12 protein-coding genes and 2 pseudogenes are annotated in these 16,981 nt (G+C 41.7%); 9 read left to right on the top strand and 5 right to left on the bottom strand.

The features are described 5' to 3' along the window. A pseudogene (locus tag ACIPUA_RS06715) lies at nt 1–387 on the bottom strand (IS1 family transposase); the annotation flags it as partial. Between the two features lie 65 nt (nt 388–452). Here ACIPUA_RS06715 and ACIPUA_RS06710 point away from each other — a divergent pair. Next, the gene (locus ACIPUA_RS06710) at nt 453–1,139 is read left to right on the top strand and encodes a YoaK family protein (protein WP_449059460.1); all 687 of its coding nucleotides are present in this window, start codon (nt 453–455) and stop codon (nt 1,137–1,139) included. Nucleotides 1,140–1,183: 44 nt separating this feature from the next. Here the strand turns inward: ACIPUA_RS06710 and ACIPUA_RS06705 are convergent, their stop codons facing one another. The 4 genes from ACIPUA_RS06705 to manD form a co-directional block, all read right to left on the bottom strand. After that, the gene (locus tag ACIPUA_RS06705; RefSeq protein WP_449059459.1) at nt 1,184–2,671 is read right to left on the bottom strand and encodes a mannitol dehydrogenase family protein; all 1,488 of its coding nucleotides are present in this window, start codon (nt 2,669–2,671) and stop codon (nt 1,184–1,186) included. Continuing rightward, the gene (locus tag ACIPUA_RS06700) at nt 2,652–4,061 is read right to left on the bottom strand and encodes an MFS transporter (RefSeq protein ID WP_449059458.1); all 1,410 of its coding nucleotides are present in this window, start codon (nt 4,059–4,061) and stop codon (nt 2,652–2,654) included. The genes ACIPUA_RS06705 and ACIPUA_RS06700 overlap by 20 nt, the downstream gene beginning before the upstream one ends. A 62-nt stretch (nt 4,062–4,123) precedes the next feature. Further along, nucleotides 4,124–5,146: a Zn-dependent oxidoreductase gene (locus ACIPUA_RS06695; protein WP_181468902.1), complete on the bottom strand. Its 1,023-nt coding sequence runs from the start codon at nt 5,144–5,146 to the stop codon at nt 4,124–4,126. 24 nt (nt 5,147–5,170) lie between these two features. Then, nucleotides 5,171–6,385 carry a D-mannonate dehydratase ManD gene (manD, locus tag ACIPUA_RS06690; RefSeq protein WP_004906197.1) on the bottom strand — a complete coding sequence of 405 codons (1,215 nt, stop codon included), beginning with the start codon at nt 6,383–6,385 and terminating at the stop codon, nt 5,171–5,173. A 282-nt stretch (nt 6,386–6,667) separates the two neighbouring features. Between manD and ACIPUA_RS06685 the strand changes: the two genes are divergently transcribed. From ACIPUA_RS06685 to ACIPUA_RS06650, 8 genes and pseudogenes are all read left to right on the top strand, one after another. Further along, nucleotides 6,668–7,414: an FCD domain-containing protein gene (locus ACIPUA_RS06685; protein WP_004906196.1), complete on the top strand. Its 747-nt coding sequence runs from the start codon at nt 6,668–6,670 to the stop codon at nt 7,412–7,414. Between the two features lie 17 nt (nt 7,415–7,431). Next, nucleotides 7,432–8,625 carry a mannonate dehydratase gene (gene uxuA / locus ACIPUA_RS06680; protein ID WP_042846757.1) on the top strand — a complete coding sequence of 398 codons (1,194 nt, stop codon included), beginning with the start codon at nt 7,432–7,434 and terminating at the stop codon, nt 8,623–8,625. Nucleotides 8,626–9,224: 599 nt separating this feature from the next. Continuing rightward, nucleotides 9,225–10,160, top strand: a complete 936-nt coding sequence (fdhE, locus tag ACIPUA_RS06675; protein WP_048605675.1) for a formate dehydrogenase accessory protein FdhE — start codon at nt 9,225–9,227, stop codon at nt 10,158–10,160. A gap of 26 nt (nt 10,161–10,186) precedes the next feature. Further along, complete coding sequence (selA, locus tag ACIPUA_RS06670; protein WP_449059457.1) at nt 10,187–11,578, top strand: L-seryl-tRNA(Sec) selenium transferase; 1,392 nt, start codon at nt 10,187–10,189, stop codon at nt 11,576–11,578. Next, on the top strand, nt 11,575–13,443 hold the full coding sequence (gene selB / locus ACIPUA_RS06665; protein ID WP_048605678.1) for a selenocysteine-specific translation elongation factor: 1,869 nt from the start codon (nt 11,575–11,577) through the stop codon (nt 13,441–13,443). The genes selA and selB overlap by 4 nt, the downstream gene beginning before the upstream one ends. Before the next feature lie 70 nt (nt 13,444–13,513). Next, the gene (locus tag ACIPUA_RS06660; protein ID WP_129467246.1) at nt 13,514–15,172 is read left to right on the top strand and encodes an LTA synthase family protein; all 1,659 of its coding nucleotides are present in this window, start codon (nt 13,514–13,516) and stop codon (nt 15,170–15,172) included. 239 nt (nt 15,173–15,411) lie between these two features. Then, nucleotides 15,412–16,413: an NAD-dependent epimerase gene (locus ACIPUA_RS06655; RefSeq protein ID WP_042846752.1), complete on the top strand. Its 1,002-nt coding sequence runs from the start codon at nt 15,412–15,414 to the stop codon at nt 16,411–16,413. Nucleotides 16,414–16,448: 35 nt separating this feature from the next. Next, nucleotides 16,449–16,981: pseudogene (locus tag ACIPUA_RS06650) on the top strand (UDP-glucose 6-dehydrogenase); the annotation flags it as partial.

Here is a 16,981-nt window from a genome sequence, read left to right as displayed (position 1 = left end):
GTTCCCAGGCATACCAAAGCCAGCGTTGTTGTTTCTTATTAGCCACAAAAGACCACTGTTCATCGACTTCACAAAGGAGTTCAATGTGCAAATTATCAAGCGGTAAAGACGTTACCTGCTTCGGCGAGAGTTTTTTAAAGTACGAACAACCGCATTAATGCTGATATGAAGGGCCCTAGCAGTATCACGAATACCGGCATTATTCATCGTGAGGTCGATAATTTTATCTTTAGTTCCGGGTTGGCAAGCACGATATTTATAATCGAGTTGGAAGCTTCGGCAGCAATCTTGGCAACGATAACGTTGATGACCAGTGCTACCTAATCCATGTTTTTTCACTGGGAGCGTTTGTTGACAAAATGGGCACCTTACATCGACTTTAGCCATGAATATTCTCCGATAAATTACCCTATATTACAGGTTAATCACCGGATTGAATACATGACCCGTTTATGCAATTACCCACTATTGCATTTTTATTAGCGATTGCCTCAGGGATGTTGGATGGCTATGCCTTTTTCACAACGAAATCATTTGCGACGTTTCAGTCGGGCAATATCATCATGCTAGGTTATCAATTTGCTGAAAACGGTCTGGCTGCGGTGACGCCTTATGTTATTTCTATTTTCTCATTTGGTGCGGGAGCTATGTTACTGGCATTGATCCGTTATCGCTATAATACCGATGAGAAAACATGGACATTCACTTTACTGTCACTTGAAATAGCCCTTTTATTGCTGCTGATCGCGTATATTTTTTTATTCAATATCCAATCTAAGGGGTTTCATGCCGTTTGGGCTTTGTCTTTTATTGCAGGTATGCAGGGTAATGCATTCCACAAAATTAATGGCATGTTATACGGGAATATTGCAGTCACCTTAAATGTACAGCTAGGTTTTAGTTCTTTAGCAGAGTCTATCGCATTTAAAGGTAAAGCCAGAAAAAACGCATTGTATAAAAGTTATTGTTATTTTCTGACGCTCTTGGGTTTTGCTGGTGGGGCATTTCTCATGGTATTACTCGCTGATTATGCAAGGGAATATGCATTGTTTGCTACATTAATCCCGTTATGTTTGATATTTTTCTCTGGTCGCCAGTTTTCGAAAGAAAATAAACAGCTACCAATAGATTCGGATTGATGTGGGTGAAAGAGGCGGGGGAAGTCCCGCCTACTAAAATGTTATTATAAGTCGTGCTGGTGGTTGAGAGCTTCAACAGTTTTCTTGGCACCGTTATCACGTAGTGAAAGGTAGAATGCAGTCACCTTTTCAGTAAATAACGAATTATTAACCAGTTCTTCGGTAAACAAACTGTTAAGAGAAAGTAGTGTGCGAACACGGCTTTCATCATCAGTACTGTTTGCAACGAGCTCTGCCAACTTTACAGCCTGTGGGTCGCTGACTTGAATTTCTACGTCATGATCATCTTTTCCGCTGACATAACGCATCCATCCCGCAACAGCTAAGGCTAAATAATCAAATGATTGGCCGTTTTTCAGATGAATTTGGATAGAATCGAGTAAACGTTGAGATAATTTCAATGTTCCATCCATAGCGATTTGCCAAGTACGATGTTTCAACCCCGTATTTTTAAAACGTTCAATCAGGGCATTAGCATAGGGGGGTAAATCCACATTTTTGATGGATAACGTTGGTGCTTGCTCATTGACCATCAGGTGATAAGCTGCTTTTTCATAAGCACTATCCTGCATGCATTCATTAATATATTGGTAACCAGCCAAATAACCTAAATAAGCAAGGAATGAGTGGCTACCATTTAACATGCGCAGCTTCATTTCTTCAAATGGAACGACATCTGTGACTAACTGAGCGCCCGCTTTTTCCCACTCAGGGCGACCCGCGACAAAATTGTCTTCAATCACCCACTGGCGAAATGGCTCACAGGCAATGGCGACTTTGTCAACGACAGGGCCTAGTTGGGATTGAATTTTTTCTGCGGTGTCTGGTGTCATGGCAGGCACAATTCTATCCACCATGGTGGATGGAAAGGTGACATTGGCTTCAATCCAATTGGCCAATGCAATATCCTGTTTTGCAGCCATCGCTAAAATGACATTTTTCGTAATATGGCCATTTTCAGGCATATTGTCACAGGACATGACTGTAAATGGTGCAATACCCAGTGCCTTGCGGCGTTTTAAGGCTTCAACAATCAGACCCGGCAGTGATTTAGGGGTGTTTGGTGAGGCTAAATCATGCGCAATAGCGGGGTTCGCAAAATCAATCGAGCTTGTCGCGGGCACATAACAATAACCTTTTTCAGTAACCGTCATGGAAACGATGGCAATATTAGGGTCTAACATGCGATTGATAACGGCATCAATTCCGTGAATGGTTGGGTGTAATGCTTCTCTTACCACACCGACAGTACGGGTTTGCCAATTATCACCTTGCATTTCAACTACGTTATAAAGGCAGTCTTGAGCGAGTAAATCTTCAATTTGTTGTTCCCCACCGACTAAATTGACCTCACAAAAACCCCAATCACTCTGCTGCTCCGTAGCTAAAATATCCGCAAAGATGGCTTGGTGGGCGCGATGGAACGCGCCGAAACCTAAGTGAAGCATTTTTACCTTTACCTGCTCCCTATCATAGCTTGGTACTTTGATTGTGGCGGGTAATTGGTTTAGGTTATTGGTTGACAGTTGCATATTTCACTTTACCTTTTTGTTGTTCAGCCTCTTCAACCGCATCCAACGTGCTGGTTAAATCACGATCTTTCACTTCAGGCATGATAATGGCACTGATTAATGAAATGGCAGAGTAAATGATGATCATGATTGCAATTGGCCACCAGCTTCCTGTGATGCTACAGAAAATGCCTGCTAGAACTGGGCCTAAGCCAGAGGCAATTAAGCCACCAATTTCTTTGGCTACAGCCATACCAGTAAAACGGTTACGTGAGTTGAACATTTCAGCCATCGTAATATTTTCTAAGGCAAATAATCCGAGTACTGAACAGTTATGAACGATAATAATACAGATGGTAATTAAGCTAACGCTGTTCGCGCCATCGACGATGACAGATAACATCGGATAGGCGAGCAACATGGCAGATAAGCTAAGAATAATATAAGGAATACGACGACCAAATTTATCTGATATCAGACCAATTACAGGAATAGTTAGGAAACCGACAACGGAGCTGATCATGATTGCATCAGTTGGAATACTCTTATCAAACAATAGGCTTTGAACTAAATATCCTGCTAAGAAAGTTTGAATTAACCCAGAGTTACCTGCTTGGCCAAAACGAATGCCAGTCGCTAACCAAAATGCTTTAGATTTAAACATGGCAAAGAAACTTTCTTTCGGTGGTGCTTGTACTGCGACTTTGGCTTCTTGTTCTTCCGTATTTTGCACTTTCTCAAATACAGGGCTTTCTTTCAGATTCAGTCGTAACCATACTGCAAACAGCATTACCACGAAGCTTGCCAAGAAAGGTACACGCCAGCCCCAAGCCAGTAAGTCTGACTTATCTAACCAGAAGAACATAACAGCCCAAATAGCAGTTGCGCTTAATGTGCCACAGTTTGTTCCCAGACCTACTAATGAGGCCACAATACCACGATGGCCTTTTGGTGCATATTCTGCCAGCATGGTGCCTGCACCCGAAATTTCAGCGCCTGCCCCTAAGCCTTGAATAATTCGCAAGAGAACTAATAACAGCGGTGCGAGGATACCTACCTGTGCGTAGGTTGGTAATACCCCGATTAATGTAGTACACACCCCCATCATGGTGATGGTGATAAAGAGTACTTTTTTACGGCCGATTCGGTCGCCCATTTGACCAAAGAAAATCGCACCAACAATACGTGCGACATATCCGGCACCGTAAGTTCCCATAGCAAGAATTAATGCCATTGAAGCGGATTGTTCAGGGAAAAATATTTCATGGAAAACAAGTGCTGCGCCTAACGAGTAAAGCTGGAAATCCATAAACTCCAGAGCGGTTCCTAGCCAGCCTGAAACTGCAGCTTTGGTCAGATCGCCAGAGCTGCGTTCCACTTTCCCTGATGGGTCAATTGACTGAGTATTCATATTATTATCCTATTAATCACGTAGAGTAGTATCCAAAATCGGATTTAGTTTTTTTAATTAAATTAAAAGGTTAAAAGAATTTTACAGCAGGTCTTCTGGTCTTTTTCAAAGGTTAATATTGCCTCTTGCGCCTCAGTGAATGGGAACTGATGGGTTAAGATTTTTGTTGGGTCAATTTTTTTAGATTCTATCCAGCTAATTACTTCTTGGAATTTTTTGGCATTCAGACGCGAAGAAAATAATGAAATCTCTTTGCTGGTAATACTTTGCTGTGTAACGGCACTTGCTTCACTTGAAAAGCCCATAATAGAAACTCTTGCCGCGGGGGAAGCAATCAAGATGGCTTCTTGTAAGATAGCGGGATGGCAAGCTGCATCAAGTACTAACGTTGGACGGAGCCCCAGTGCTTTGAGTTGCTCCGGCAGTGGGGTTTGTGAATTATCAATGATAATATCAGCACCACAATCTTTTGCTCTTGCTAAACGTTCAGTCACGCGGTCAACCACAATTAAGGTTTTGACCTGATAAACTCCTTTAAGAACCTGTGCGCAGGTTAACCCAATCGTACCCGCACCATAGACTAATGCGACATCATCTTGAGTTGGGTGAACATGCGAAGTCACGTTGGCGGCAATAGAGTATGGTTCAACGGTAACGGCACATTCATCGCTGATTGAATCGGGAATGGTATAAGCGTTTGCCGCAGGGACATTAACATATTCAGTGAACCCGCCATCAGTATGAACGCCTAATACTTCTAGTGTCTCGCAAACATTTGGTTTACCAATTGAACATGGGTAGCAATGACCACAACTGAGAACAGGGTCGATAGAGACTCGTTCACCAATGCGTTTACTGTCTACGCTGGAACCGACTTTTTCAATGACACCGAAAAATTCATGGCCAATCACGCGTGGATATTTTGCAAATGGGTTATGGCCACGGTAGATATGGCTGTCAGAACCACAAATACCGGCTAAGCGAACTTTTATTTGTACTTGATTTTCAGTTGGCTCAGGAACTGAACGCTCTTCAATCAATAATGTATTAGGTTCTTTAATTACTACCGATTTTACAGCTTTCATATTTGACTCCGAATAAAATAAAAATTACCAGTTCCACAACGTGCCGTCTTCGAGACGAGCAACTGGAAGATAAGCTGGGTTGTACGGGTATTTCGCTGCCAGTTTTTCATCAAAATCGATACCTAAACCGGGCTTATCACTTGGGTGCATATAACCATCATTGAACGTCCAGTTGGTCGTAAATACGGATAACATTTCTTCGGAGTAGCCCATAAACTCTTGAACGCCGAAATTTGGTACCCATAGATCAAAGTGTAAGGCGGCAGCATGGCAAATTGGGGATAGGTCAGATGGACCATGAGAACCTGTTCTGACTTGGTAAAGAGAAGCGAAATCTGCAATCCGGCGCATACCCGTGATCCCTCCAGCATGCGTGATTGTGGTGCGGATATAATCGATGAGTTGCTCTTCAATCAATTGTTTACAATCCCAAATGCTATTAAAAACTTCACCTACAGCGATTGGGGTGACGGTATGTTGACGAATTAATCTAAAACAAGCTTGGTTTTCCGCTGGTGTTGGGTCTTCCATCCAAAATAATCGATAATCTTCAATACTTTTACCGAAGCGAGCTGCTTCAATAGGGGTCAAGCGATGGTGCATATCGTGTAAAAGGTGTTCATTGAAGCCATATTTGTCGCGTACGGCTTCAAACAGTTTGGGCATAAAATCGAGGTATTTTTCGGTTGACCAAAATTGCTCTTCAGGGTGATGGCCTTTTGTGGCAGGTTCATAAGCAAGGTTTTTTCCTTTGCTCTGCCCATAGGTGGTTGCCATTCCTGGTATGCCGCACTGCACACGGATCGCTTTAAAACCTTTTTCTTTATATTTCGCGTAGTTATCTAGTGTTTCGGCAATATCGGTGCCTGTTGTGTGGCAATAAACCATCACCCCTTCACGAGAAGCTCCACCGAGTAATTGATAAACTGGAAGGTTGGCAATTTTGCCTTTAATATCCCACAGTGCCATATCAATCGCAGAAATGGCGGACATCGTAACTGGGCCTCTGCGCCAATAGGCTCCCTTATAGAAGAATTGATAAATATCTTCGATTTTATGTGGGTCACGGCCTATCAACTGAGGACAGAGGTGATCTTGAAGATAGGATGCCACTGAGAGTTCTCTCCCGTTAAGGGTGGCATCACCGAGTCCATATATGCCTTCATCAGTAGTAATTTTTAATGTGACAAAATTACGACCGGGGCTACATACAAAGACTTCTGCTTTTATGATTTTCATTTTGGCCTAAATCCCTATTACTTGTTAACCAACTGATCAACCAAATTACCCCTTCACACTCAAACTGGTTTATTTATTGGTTAACCAAATTTTCTTTTTTTCACTCTATCAATCGATAAATTAAAAAACAATGACTAAAAAGACGACAATAAGTGAATCTGATCACAAATTGGTTAACTAATTTTGCAGAAATAGTGGATAAATTGGTTGACCATTGTGGTGAGGGACGATAATCTACAATGGAAGAACTAAATTTAATTCGACAACGCGTTGTACATATATATGAAAACTCAATACCGCTCGTACCAATACCTAGGTCAGCAGTTAAAAGAGCTCATTGCATCTGGTGAATATCCGATAGGAAGTCGTTTAATGCCAGAGCGTGAGATCGCTAAAAAATATGATGTTAGTCGCTCATTGGTACGTGAAGCACTCATCATGTTGGAAATTGAAAAATTGGTTTCTATCAAGAAAGGTTCTGGTGTTTATGTCATCAATCACCCAGACCTATTAATTGATGAAGTCAAAAGCTTAGACCATGGCCCTTTTGAAATACTGCAAGCGCGCCAAGTGATTGAAAGTGCGATAGCAGCATGTGCTGCTTTATCAGCAACAAAAGCCGATATTCAAGAGATCCGCGCATTATTAGAAGATGAGCGAATCAAAGTCGCAAATAATGAAAGTGACGATGCTAATGATCATAAGTTCCACGTGTTAATTGCTCGCGCAAGCAAGAATGACATGATGGCGAAGATTATTGATGATATCTGGGCTGTGCGGTTACAAAGCCCTATGTGGGATAAGCTACATGAGCATATCGACAATACGACTTACCGGAAGAAGTGGTTGATTGATCATGAAAATATTTTAAATGCACTACAAAAACGTGATCCTGAATTGGCTAAAAAAGAGATGTGGCAGCATTTAGAAAATGTCAAAAATACGCTAATGCAGCTTTCTGATTTTGATGACCCCAATTTTGATGGTTACTTATTTGAAACAATTCCTTATCAGACTATTTTTGAATAATCGCAGGAGAAGTACTCATGGAGCATACGTGGCGTTGGTACGGTCCTAATGACCCTGTTTCTTTAAGTGATGCTAGGCAAGCAGAGGTGACGGGAATCGTCTCTGCGCTCCATCATATTCCTAACGGTGAAGTTTGGAGTGTTGAGGAGATTTTAAAGCGTAAATCTATCATTGAAGATGCTGGGTTAGTTTGGTCTGTCGTGGAAAGTATTCCTATTCACGAAGATATTAAAACTCAACAAGGTAATTTTGATTTCTATATTCAAAATTACCAGCAAAGTATCCGTAATTTAGCATCCTGTGGTATTAAGACCATTTGCTATAATTTTATGCCAATTCTAGATTGGACGCGTACTGACCTTGCTTATACGCTACCTGATGGCTCCAAAGCGTTACGGTTCGACAATATTGCCTTTGCTGCGTTTGAAATTCATATTTTAAAACGTAAAAATGCGGCGGCGAGTTATTCAGAACAAGAAGTTAAAGAAGCGGCTGAGTATTATGCCAATATGTCATCTGATGATATCGAAAACCTGATTAAAACCATCATTGCAGGGTTACCGGGCGCAGAAGAAGGTTATACATTAGACCAATTCCGTGAGCGCTTGGCGCTGTATAATAATATTGATGAAAATCAGTTACGTGAGAACTTACGTTATTTCTTGCAGAAAATCGTTCCTGTGTGTGAAGAAGAAAATGTGGTTTTAGCTATTCACCCTGATGACCCTCCACGCCCAATTTTAGGCCTACCACGTATTGTTTCTACCATTGAAGATATGCGGTTTATTAAGCAAAGCTGCGATAGCATTCATAATGGGTTTACTATGTGCACAGGTTCTTATGGTGTGCGAGCCGATAACGACCTAGTAAAAATGATTAATGAATTTGGTGATCGTATTCATTTCACACATTTACGTTCAACGGTGAGAGAAAACAACCCAAATACTTTCCATGAAGGAAATCATATTGCAGGCGATGTCGATATGTTTGAAGTGGTCAAAGCCATTTTAGCGGTTGAACAAAAACGCCATGCTGCGGGGCTTGCACCAATTCCAATGAGACCAGATCATGGTCACCAAATTTTGGATGATTTGAAGAAAGTGACTAACCCGGGTTATTCCGCCATAGGGCGTCTAAAAGGTCTAGCGGAGGTTAGAGGTTTAGAGCTAGCAATTAAACGTATGTATTACCCTGAGTTACTGAAAATCTAAAGACTAACTGGTTATTAATGATATTTGCTTTTTATTTGGTATTTTGATTGTACCAAAGGGGCTGTTATACCTCTAAGGAAGCAAAATTGTTATTTTATTAATACGCGACCGAATAGTATTTGGTCGCGTATTTATTGACCATAAGTGCTTTTTATATTTATCTTTATCTAAAAGATACAATAGATATTAATTATATTTATGTTTTTATTTCGTTCTGATTGAACAACAGCAATAAAAAAACATCTTGAAATAAGGACAAAATACCAATTTCTGTTGCAAATAGAAGGCTGTTTACATCATAAGCTTGCAGTTATAAACACTCCAAACCACAACTCCAGAATTTTTATCCTAGAGATAACAATTTATTTATATCAAATAAAACAACCATCATCCTGATTTACATTTACCTTGATCTACTACGGGGTTATATCATAGATAATTCGAGGGCCAGAGTAGCCTCAACGCTACTTTTGTTTTATCCTGAGTATTAGAGCACCGCTTTCGCGGATATAAAATATGATGAGCAAAGACGCTTCGGGAAAATGGTCAGCCATTTCTCGGGGATTGTCGTTATAAAAAAATAGAAAAGAGAGAACGCAATGGGTATTCGTATCGTTCCTAAAGAAGAGTTAGGGCAAGAAAGATTGAAAGAAAAAGGAATTGGTTTTATTCCTCCGGTTCTATTTCCTAACCTAAAAAGTTTATATCAACGCCGTGCTGAGCGGTTGAAAGAACTCGGTATTGGTGAGCATCCCTTTGCAGATTATCTGAATTTTGCAGCTGAAGTTGCTACTGCACAACATAATGCACAACATGATAATCCATTAGACGTGGATATGGCGCCTATTCTTGAGCGTTCAATTAATACAAACAACTCCCCCTTAGATGCAAAAACCTTCCCACGTACAACACATTGGCACAAATTATTGACCGCTATTATCGCTGAGTTAATGCCAATTGTCCCTGAATCAGTTCGCCCAGCATTAGAAAACTTAGATAAAGCATCCGAAACTGAATTAGAGGCAATGGCGACCGCGTTATTAAATGAGGAGTTTGAGAAAGTCCCTGCGGAAAAATCCATGTTTATTTGGGCTGCTCTATCTGTGTATTGGGCGCAAATGGCTGCAAATATCCCCGGTAAAGCGCGTGCGGAACATGGTGACCACCGTCATTTCTGCCCAGTATGCAATAGCATGCCTGTATCAAGCATTGTACAAATTGGGACTTCGCAGGGGCTGCGTTATTTACACTGTAATTTATGTGAAACCGAATGGCACATGGTGCGTGTGAAATGCAGCAATTGTGAGCAAACAGGCCAACTGAATTATTGGTCACTGGATGACGAAAACGCAGCCATTAAAGCGGAAAGTTGTGGTGATTGTGGAAGTTATCTGAAGATCCTTTACCAAGAGAAAGAAGCTAAAGTCGAAGCAGTTGCTGATGATTTAGCATCAATTATTTTGGATGCACGTATGGAAGAAGAAGGTTTTGCACGTAGCAGTATTAACCCGTTCTTATTCCCTGGTGAAAAATAAGCGGTAACAAACAGAGAATCGTAACTATGGCTGAATCAAATTCTGTTTTATATCGCCAACTTCCTGCAATCGATAAATTATTGCAGCTTGATGAAGTACAAGTATTGGTCGAGCAATCAGGATTGCATTGGGTAACAGCATGCTTACGTGAAATGCAAGAACAAGCCCGAACTTGTATTTCACAGTTTGGAAAATTACCTGCTTGGCACGATGATTGGCTAAAAGAACTATCCGTCCGCCACCAAACATTAGGGCAAAGTGCGTTAAAAAGCGTCTTTAATCTAACGGGGACGGTACTGCATACCAATTTAGGTCGAGCAGTAATGCCAACCTCGGCGATTAATGCAGTTAGCCAAGTGATGAATTCGCCAGTTACATTAGAATATTCTCTTGATGGCGCCATGCGTGGTCACAGAGACCGCGCGATTGCGGATTTACTCTGTGAATTAACAGGGGCAGAGGATGCATGCATTGTTAATAATAACGCAGCGGCAGTTTTGTTATTATTGGCAACAGTCGCGAATGGTCAGCAAGTCATTGTTTCTCGTGGTGAACTCGTCGAGATTGGCGGGGCTTTTCGCGTACCAGATGTGATGGCACAGGCCGGTTGCCAACTGGTTGAGGTGGGCACAACAAACCGTACTCACTTACGTGATTATGAAAATGCAATTAATGAGCAAACTGCATTGTTAATGAAGGTGCATACCAGTAACTATAGCATCGAAGGGTTTACTGCTGAGGTAGAGGGAGATGAATTAGCGGAACTGGGCAAAAAATACCAGTTACCGACGGCGATTGACTTAGGCAGTGGCTCCATGATTGATATGACAACCTTGGGGTTACCCGCTGAGCCAATGCCTCAAACCTATCTTGCTCAAGGTGTTGATTTAGTTTCTATTTCCGGTGATAAGCTTCTTGGTGGGCCACAAGCAGGGATTATCTTAGGGAAGAAAAAATGGATTGAGGCAATCCAAAAGCACCCGTTAAAACGCGCACTGCGCGTTGATAAAATGGTGTTAGCTGCGCTTGAAGCTACCCTAAAACTCTATTTAACCCCTGAAAAACTAGTTACTGAGTTACCGACCGTGCGATGGCTAACCCGTGAGCCAGAAGTGATCCAAAGGAGCGCAGAAAATATCTTAGTAGCACTGCAAGCTTTTTACGGTGACAAGTTTATTGTGGAAGTTGAGTCTTGCTTATCGCAAATAGGAAGCGGCTCGCTACCTATTGACCGGTTACCGAGTTTTGCGGTGACTTTTGCACCATTAGATGGAAAAGGCAGTACGCTGGAACAACTTGCCTCCCAATGGCGGCGGCTACCTCAACCCGTTATTGGTCGTATGAAAGAAGGCAAGCTGTGGCTTGACCTGCGTTGTCTTGATGATGAACATGCTTTATTACAGGTTTTACTTTCATGATTTTTGCGACAGCTGGCCATGTTGACCATGGTAAAACATCATTAATTCAATTGATTACAGGTATAAATACATCTCACCTTCCCGAAGAAAAAAAACGCGGGATGACGATTGACCTCGGTTATGCCTATTGGCCGCAACAGGATGGTAGTGCAATTGGCTTTATTGATGTGCCAGGGCATGAAAAATTCTTAGCGAACATGCTAGCTGGGGTTGGCGGCATTAACCATGCTCTACTGGTTGTGGCATGTGATGATGGTGTAATGGCTCAAACACTTGAGCATCTATCCATTTTAAGGCTCGCTGGCTGCCAAGATATCACGTTAATCCTTACCAAGGCTGACCGAGTTGACCATTCACGTATTGAACAAGTGATACAACAAGCTAAATCAGAGCTAGCACGGCAAGGTTGGCCTGACGCTAAATTATTTATCACCTCTAGCGAAGATGGGCGTGGTGTTGAATCACTACGTTTATATCTACAACAGTTACATCAACTCAATGGCGCTCATGAAAATTTGCAGCGCCGTTTTCGTTTAGCCATTGACCGAGTTTTCCATGTAAAAGGGGCTGGGATTGTGGTGACGGGAACTGCGTTAGCAGGGAAAATACAAGTCGGGGACTCACTATGGGTTACTGGTGCAGATAAACCGGTTAGAGTCAGAGGGGTCCATCGGCAAAATCAATCCTCAGACTGTGCGCAAGCGGGTGACCGTGTGGCATTGAACCTATCCGGTGATATTGCGAAAGAAGACATCACTCGAGGTGATTGGCTGTTGTCTCAGCAACCGGCCTTTATTGCAAACCGTGTGATTGTTGAGCTGGAATGTGACGCATTAATTAAGCATTGGCAACCTGTACATCTTTATCATGGAGCAAGTCACATTACCGGACGCGTATCTTTATTAGTGGAGCAAGGGGAAACCCCCATTCTTGCCGAGTTAATTTTAGATACTCCATTATGGTTAGTGGATAATGACCGGCTGATTATCCGTGATATAAGTGCTCGCCAGACATTAGGCGGGGCACGTGTGATCCGTTTAGTCTCCCCGCGTCGTGGCAAAAGGCTTCCCGAGTTTTTAGATTGGTTATCAAAGCTGTGTAAAGAGCACGATGAGCTTGCGCATTTTAAGTTACAACTTCCTCAGGGGGAGCTTAATTTACAGGAATACAGCTGGGCGCGGCAATTAACCCATGAAGCGGTAGAAAGCTTATTGGTGCAAACAGATGCAGAGCGTGTCGGTAACAATGTACTGTCAGCATTTAAAGCCCAAGTGGCTAAAGAGCGTTTAGTACAGACCCTTGAGAAATTTAACCAAGTCCATAGTGACCAAATCGGGGTTGGGAAAGCCCGATTAAAACGCATGGCGCTCCCTTCTATGAGTGAAGCGTTAGTGTTTAAGCTGATTAATGACCTTATTGATGAAAAGGTCATTAAGCAAACGCGCGGTTGGTTACATATGCCTCAGCATGGGTTGGTTTTCGACGCTGAGCAACAATTAATTTGGCAGCAGATTTACCCGTTATTTTCTCGTAATGAGGCTTGGTGGGTACGTGATCTCGCATTAGAAAGTGGCTATGAGGAAGAGACAATGCGGCGCGTACTTAAAAAAGCCGCACAAATGGGGTTAGTTATCGCGATTGTGCGTGACCGTTATTACAGCAATGAGCAAATTAGCTATTTTGCTGCGAAGATCCATCGTTATTGCTTAGAAAATGAAGTGATTTTTGCGGCGGATTTTCGTAATCAATTGGGCATTGGTCGAAAACTTGCGATTCAAATTCTTGAGTTTTTTGATAAAAGCGGTTTTACTCGTCGTAAAGGCGATGGGCACTATTTGCGTGATAAAGGGATTTTCGTTGAATAAACTGAGTGTTTTAGTCCGTTATAGTAGTGCTTCATAGCAAACCTTCAATATTAACCTTGTGGTAAAACCGATGAAGAAAAAGTTATTTGCAGGCTTTTATCTGGCATTAATTTTTATTGGCTCACTTTTTTTAGTGTTTGAAAAAGGGAGTGTGATTTATCCTGCGCTGATTTCAATCAGTGTATATGCTGCCTTATTTGGTGTTTTAATGGTGCTTACAGCTCGCTGGTTATTTTCAGTGGTTATTACCAGTACCTTGTTTATTATCATTAAATTTTTAAACCAGTTAAAAGTTCATTACTACAAAGAACAACTTTTCTTCACCGATATTAACATCATGACCGATACCTCCAATATGGGCACCTTGGGCCATTATTGGTTAGCGGGTGTTGCCTTGGTCGCCTTGGTTATTTTGCTAGTGGTTAATGGTGTTATCAGTTGGCGCCTAGTGTCATCATCTAAATCATTAACTTCACGTATTGTTGGGCTGATCTTAGTTGTTGCGGGTTATTTTGGGGCGAGTTTTACAAGCGACCATTATTATGATCGATGGTCTCAAACTTTACCTAAGGGCCGTGGGACAGTCACAAATATTATCATGTCTGCAAAAAACTCGAGTTATCAATCACCGCAATTTGCAGGTTCTGCGGATTATTTCATCGAGAAAGCGGCAACGGTAACGTTAGAAAATACAACGCCTTCAGAAAAGCCAGATATTGTTTTATTACTTCAAGAATCAACGGTTAACCCAAATATTTATGATTTACCTGCTGGGACAAAACTTCCTGAATTATTCATGTTCCAGCGAGATGAGGGTGTTGCTGCATCTAGCCAAATGCGGGTTCAGACTTTTGGCGGTGGTACTTGGTTATCAGAGTTCTCAGCGCTCACAGGTTTAAATAGTGATGATTTTGGTGCACAAAAAAGCGGTGTTTTTTATTTTATTGTCGATAACTTAAAAAATAGCCTATTCAAAGAAATGAAAGCCAATGGCTATTATACAGTTGTCTTAACACCGTTTAATAAAGGGGCTTACCATTCAGGTCATGCTTATGAAACCCTCGGTGTCGATAGAATTATCCAGCCACAAGAACTCGGTTATCCAGGTAAATTACAAGATAATCTATGGACAATCAGCACGGAAGATATGCTGAAATATGTCAAAGAAATTTTAGCAAAAGAAACGGACAAACCTGTTTTTATTTTCTCTTTAACAATGTATGAGCATGGGCCTTATAAAGAGAGCCACAGTGATGATTACGGGATAAAAGACAAAATTAAACAGGCAGATGCTGCCGGTGAATTTAGCCACTATATGGAGAAAATTATTGCCTCAGATGCATCAATCCGTGACTTTGCTAGCTTTATTGAAAAGCGAGACCGCCCACTAATGTTCTTGTATTTTGGTGATCACCAGCCGGGTATTAGTTTAAATCAATATAATTCCCCTCTGTCGTCACCAGCTTACCTGACTCAATTTACGTTACGTGATAATTTGAAATCAGGGACACACATTGAAATAGGCCCATTAACCGATATTTCCTTCTTAGGGGGTATCCTATTGGAGCGCGCAAATTTAAAGGTTTCGCCATTCTATGAGGCTAATATTAAGATGCGCCATCTTTGTGAGGGTAAATTGAATGATTGCGAAGACCAGAAGCTACTAGATAGCTATCGTAATTATATTTACCGCACTTTAAAATCCGCAGATAAAGTAGATAACAACTAAATATCAGTAAGTTGTGGCAGGTATCTAACCATACCTGCTACTGATTTTATCTTTATATCGTCTACCTTTCTTCCTATCTAACCTTAACGTTTCTTTAAAAGGAAAATTTTTTATTTATTATTCGGTTAGCGATAAAACCATTTTTGACTTTTTGTGTCTTATATTCAGGTCAGTTTATTTAAATGACCAAAACGCTCAATTAGAGCTTGGAAATGGTTTAATGCTAGAAGATGGTGAATATGAAATACTTGGTCACGGGAAGTGCAGGCTTTATTGGTTTTAGGCTATGTCAGCGTTTATTAGAAAGTGGGCATGAGGTCGTCGGTATTGATAACCTTAATGCTTACTATGATCAGGGCCTTAAACAATCCCGCTTACATTTATTAGAACAATTTCCGCTATTTCGTTTTCTTCACCTTGACCTAACCGATCGCGAAACCATCAGGGTATTGTGTACCCAAGAGCAATTCGATAGGGTTATTCACCTTGCGGCACAAGCGGGGGTTCGTTATTCGTTGGAAAACCCATTTGCTTATGCAGATAGCAATTTAACGGGTCACCTAGCTATTTTAGAAGGTTGCCGCCAAGCCAAAGTAAAACACCTTGTGTATGCTTCTTCTAGCTCCGTGTATGGCGTGACAGATAAGGCCCCATTTACTACCGATATGCCAACCGATCATCCAATCTCATTGTATGCAGCAACGAAGAAAGCCAATGAATTGATGGCGCACTCCTACTCACATCTATACCAGTTGCCTACAACAGGGCTGCGCTTCTTTACCGTTTATGGCCCTTGGGGCCGGCCAGATATGGCCTTATTTAAATTTACTAAAGCTATTTTGGCGGGGGAGCCCATTGATGTCTATAATAACGGCAATCTCAGCCGTGATTTCACTTTTGTTGATGATATTGTCGAAGGTGTGATCCGTATTTCGGATATAATTCCACAAGCAGACCCGCACAATAACGGTGCCTCACCGGCAGAAAGTAGTGCGCCATACCGTATTTATAATATTGGTAATGGGCAGCCCGTTAAATTGATTGAGTTTATTTCAGCGTTGGAAAAAGCGCTCGGTAAAGAGGCCATTAAAAACTTCTTACCTATGCAAGCAGGGGACGTCTACACAACTTGGGCAGACACTGAAGACCTATTTAATGTGACAGGTTATCGTCCACAAGTGTCTATTGAGCAGGGTGTTCAGGCCTTTGTTGATTGGTATCGTTCTTATTACCATCAATAAAATAATACATCCGTAGCAGAAATTGAGAGGCAAGTTTGAAAATAGCAATCGCAGGGACCGGCTACGTCGGCCTATCTAACGCCATGTTACTGTCACAAAATCACGAAGTGGTTGCAGTCGATATCATCCCTGAAAAAGTGGCAATGCTAAACAATCATCAATCACCGATTGTTGACGCTGAAATTGAGCAATTCTTAACGGAGAAAACGCTCAATTTCCGTGCCACAGAAGATAAAAACGAAGCCTATACGGGCGCGCAGTATGTGATAGTGGCGACGCCAACAGACTACGACCCAAAAACCAATTACTTCAATACTCAATCGGTTGAATCTGTTATTCATGACGTGAATAACATTAACCCCGCAGCGACGATTATTGTGAAATCCACCATTCCTGTGGGCTTTACTGAGCGTTTACGTGAAGAGTTTGGTTACACCAACGTGATTTTCTCCCCTGAATTTTTACGTGAAGGCCGTGCTCTGTGGGATAACTTACACCCTTCCCGCATTGTGGTCGGGGAGCGTTCTGAGCGTGCAAAGGTTTTTGCTGATTTACTGCTAGAAGGTGC

Source organism: Providencia sp. AGC89, from assembly GCF_053543535.1.
This window is presented reverse-complemented; position numbering and strand designations above follow the sequence as displayed.

Excerpts from the sequence above, each read along its gene's own strand:
- ACIPUA_RS06710 (WP_449059460.1), top strand. The coding sequence starts at position 453 with ATGCAATTACCCACTATTGCATTTTTATTAGCGATTGCCTCAGGGATG.
- ACIPUA_RS06705 (WP_449059459.1), bottom strand. The coding sequence starts at position 2,671 with ATGCAACTGTCAACCAATAACCTAAACCAATTACCCGCCACAATCAAA.
- ACIPUA_RS06700 (WP_449059458.1), bottom strand. The coding sequence starts at position 4,061 with ATGAATACTCAGTCAATTGACCCATCAGGGAAAGTGGAACGCAGCTCT.
- ACIPUA_RS06695 (WP_181468902.1), bottom strand. The coding sequence starts at position 5,146 with ATGAAAGCTGTAAAATCGGTAGTAATTAAAGAACCTAATACATTATTG.
- manD (WP_004906197.1), bottom strand. The coding sequence starts at position 6,385 with ATGAAAATCATAAAAGCAGAAGTCTTTGTATGTAGCCCCGGTCGTAAT.
- ACIPUA_RS06685 (WP_004906196.1), top strand. The coding sequence starts at position 6,668 with ATGAAAACTCAATACCGCTCGTACCAATACCTAGGTCAGCAGTTAAAA.
- uxuA (WP_042846757.1), top strand. The coding sequence starts at position 7,432 with ATGGAGCATACGTGGCGTTGGTACGGTCCTAATGACCCTGTTTCTTTA.
- fdhE (WP_048605675.1), top strand. The coding sequence starts at position 9,225 with ATGGGTATTCGTATCGTTCCTAAAGAAGAGTTAGGGCAAGAAAGATTG.
- selA (WP_449059457.1), top strand. The coding sequence starts at position 10,187 with ATGGCTGAATCAAATTCTGTTTTATATCGCCAACTTCCTGCAATCGAT.
- selB (WP_048605678.1), top strand. The coding sequence starts at position 11,575 with ATGATTTTTGCGACAGCTGGCCATGTTGACCATGGTAAAACATCATTA.
- ACIPUA_RS06660 (WP_129467246.1), top strand. The coding sequence starts at position 13,514 with ATGAAGAAAAAGTTATTTGCAGGCTTTTATCTGGCATTAATTTTTATT.
- ACIPUA_RS06655 (WP_042846752.1), top strand. The coding sequence starts at position 15,412 with ATGAAATACTTGGTCACGGGAAGTGCAGGCTTTATTGGTTTTAGGCTA.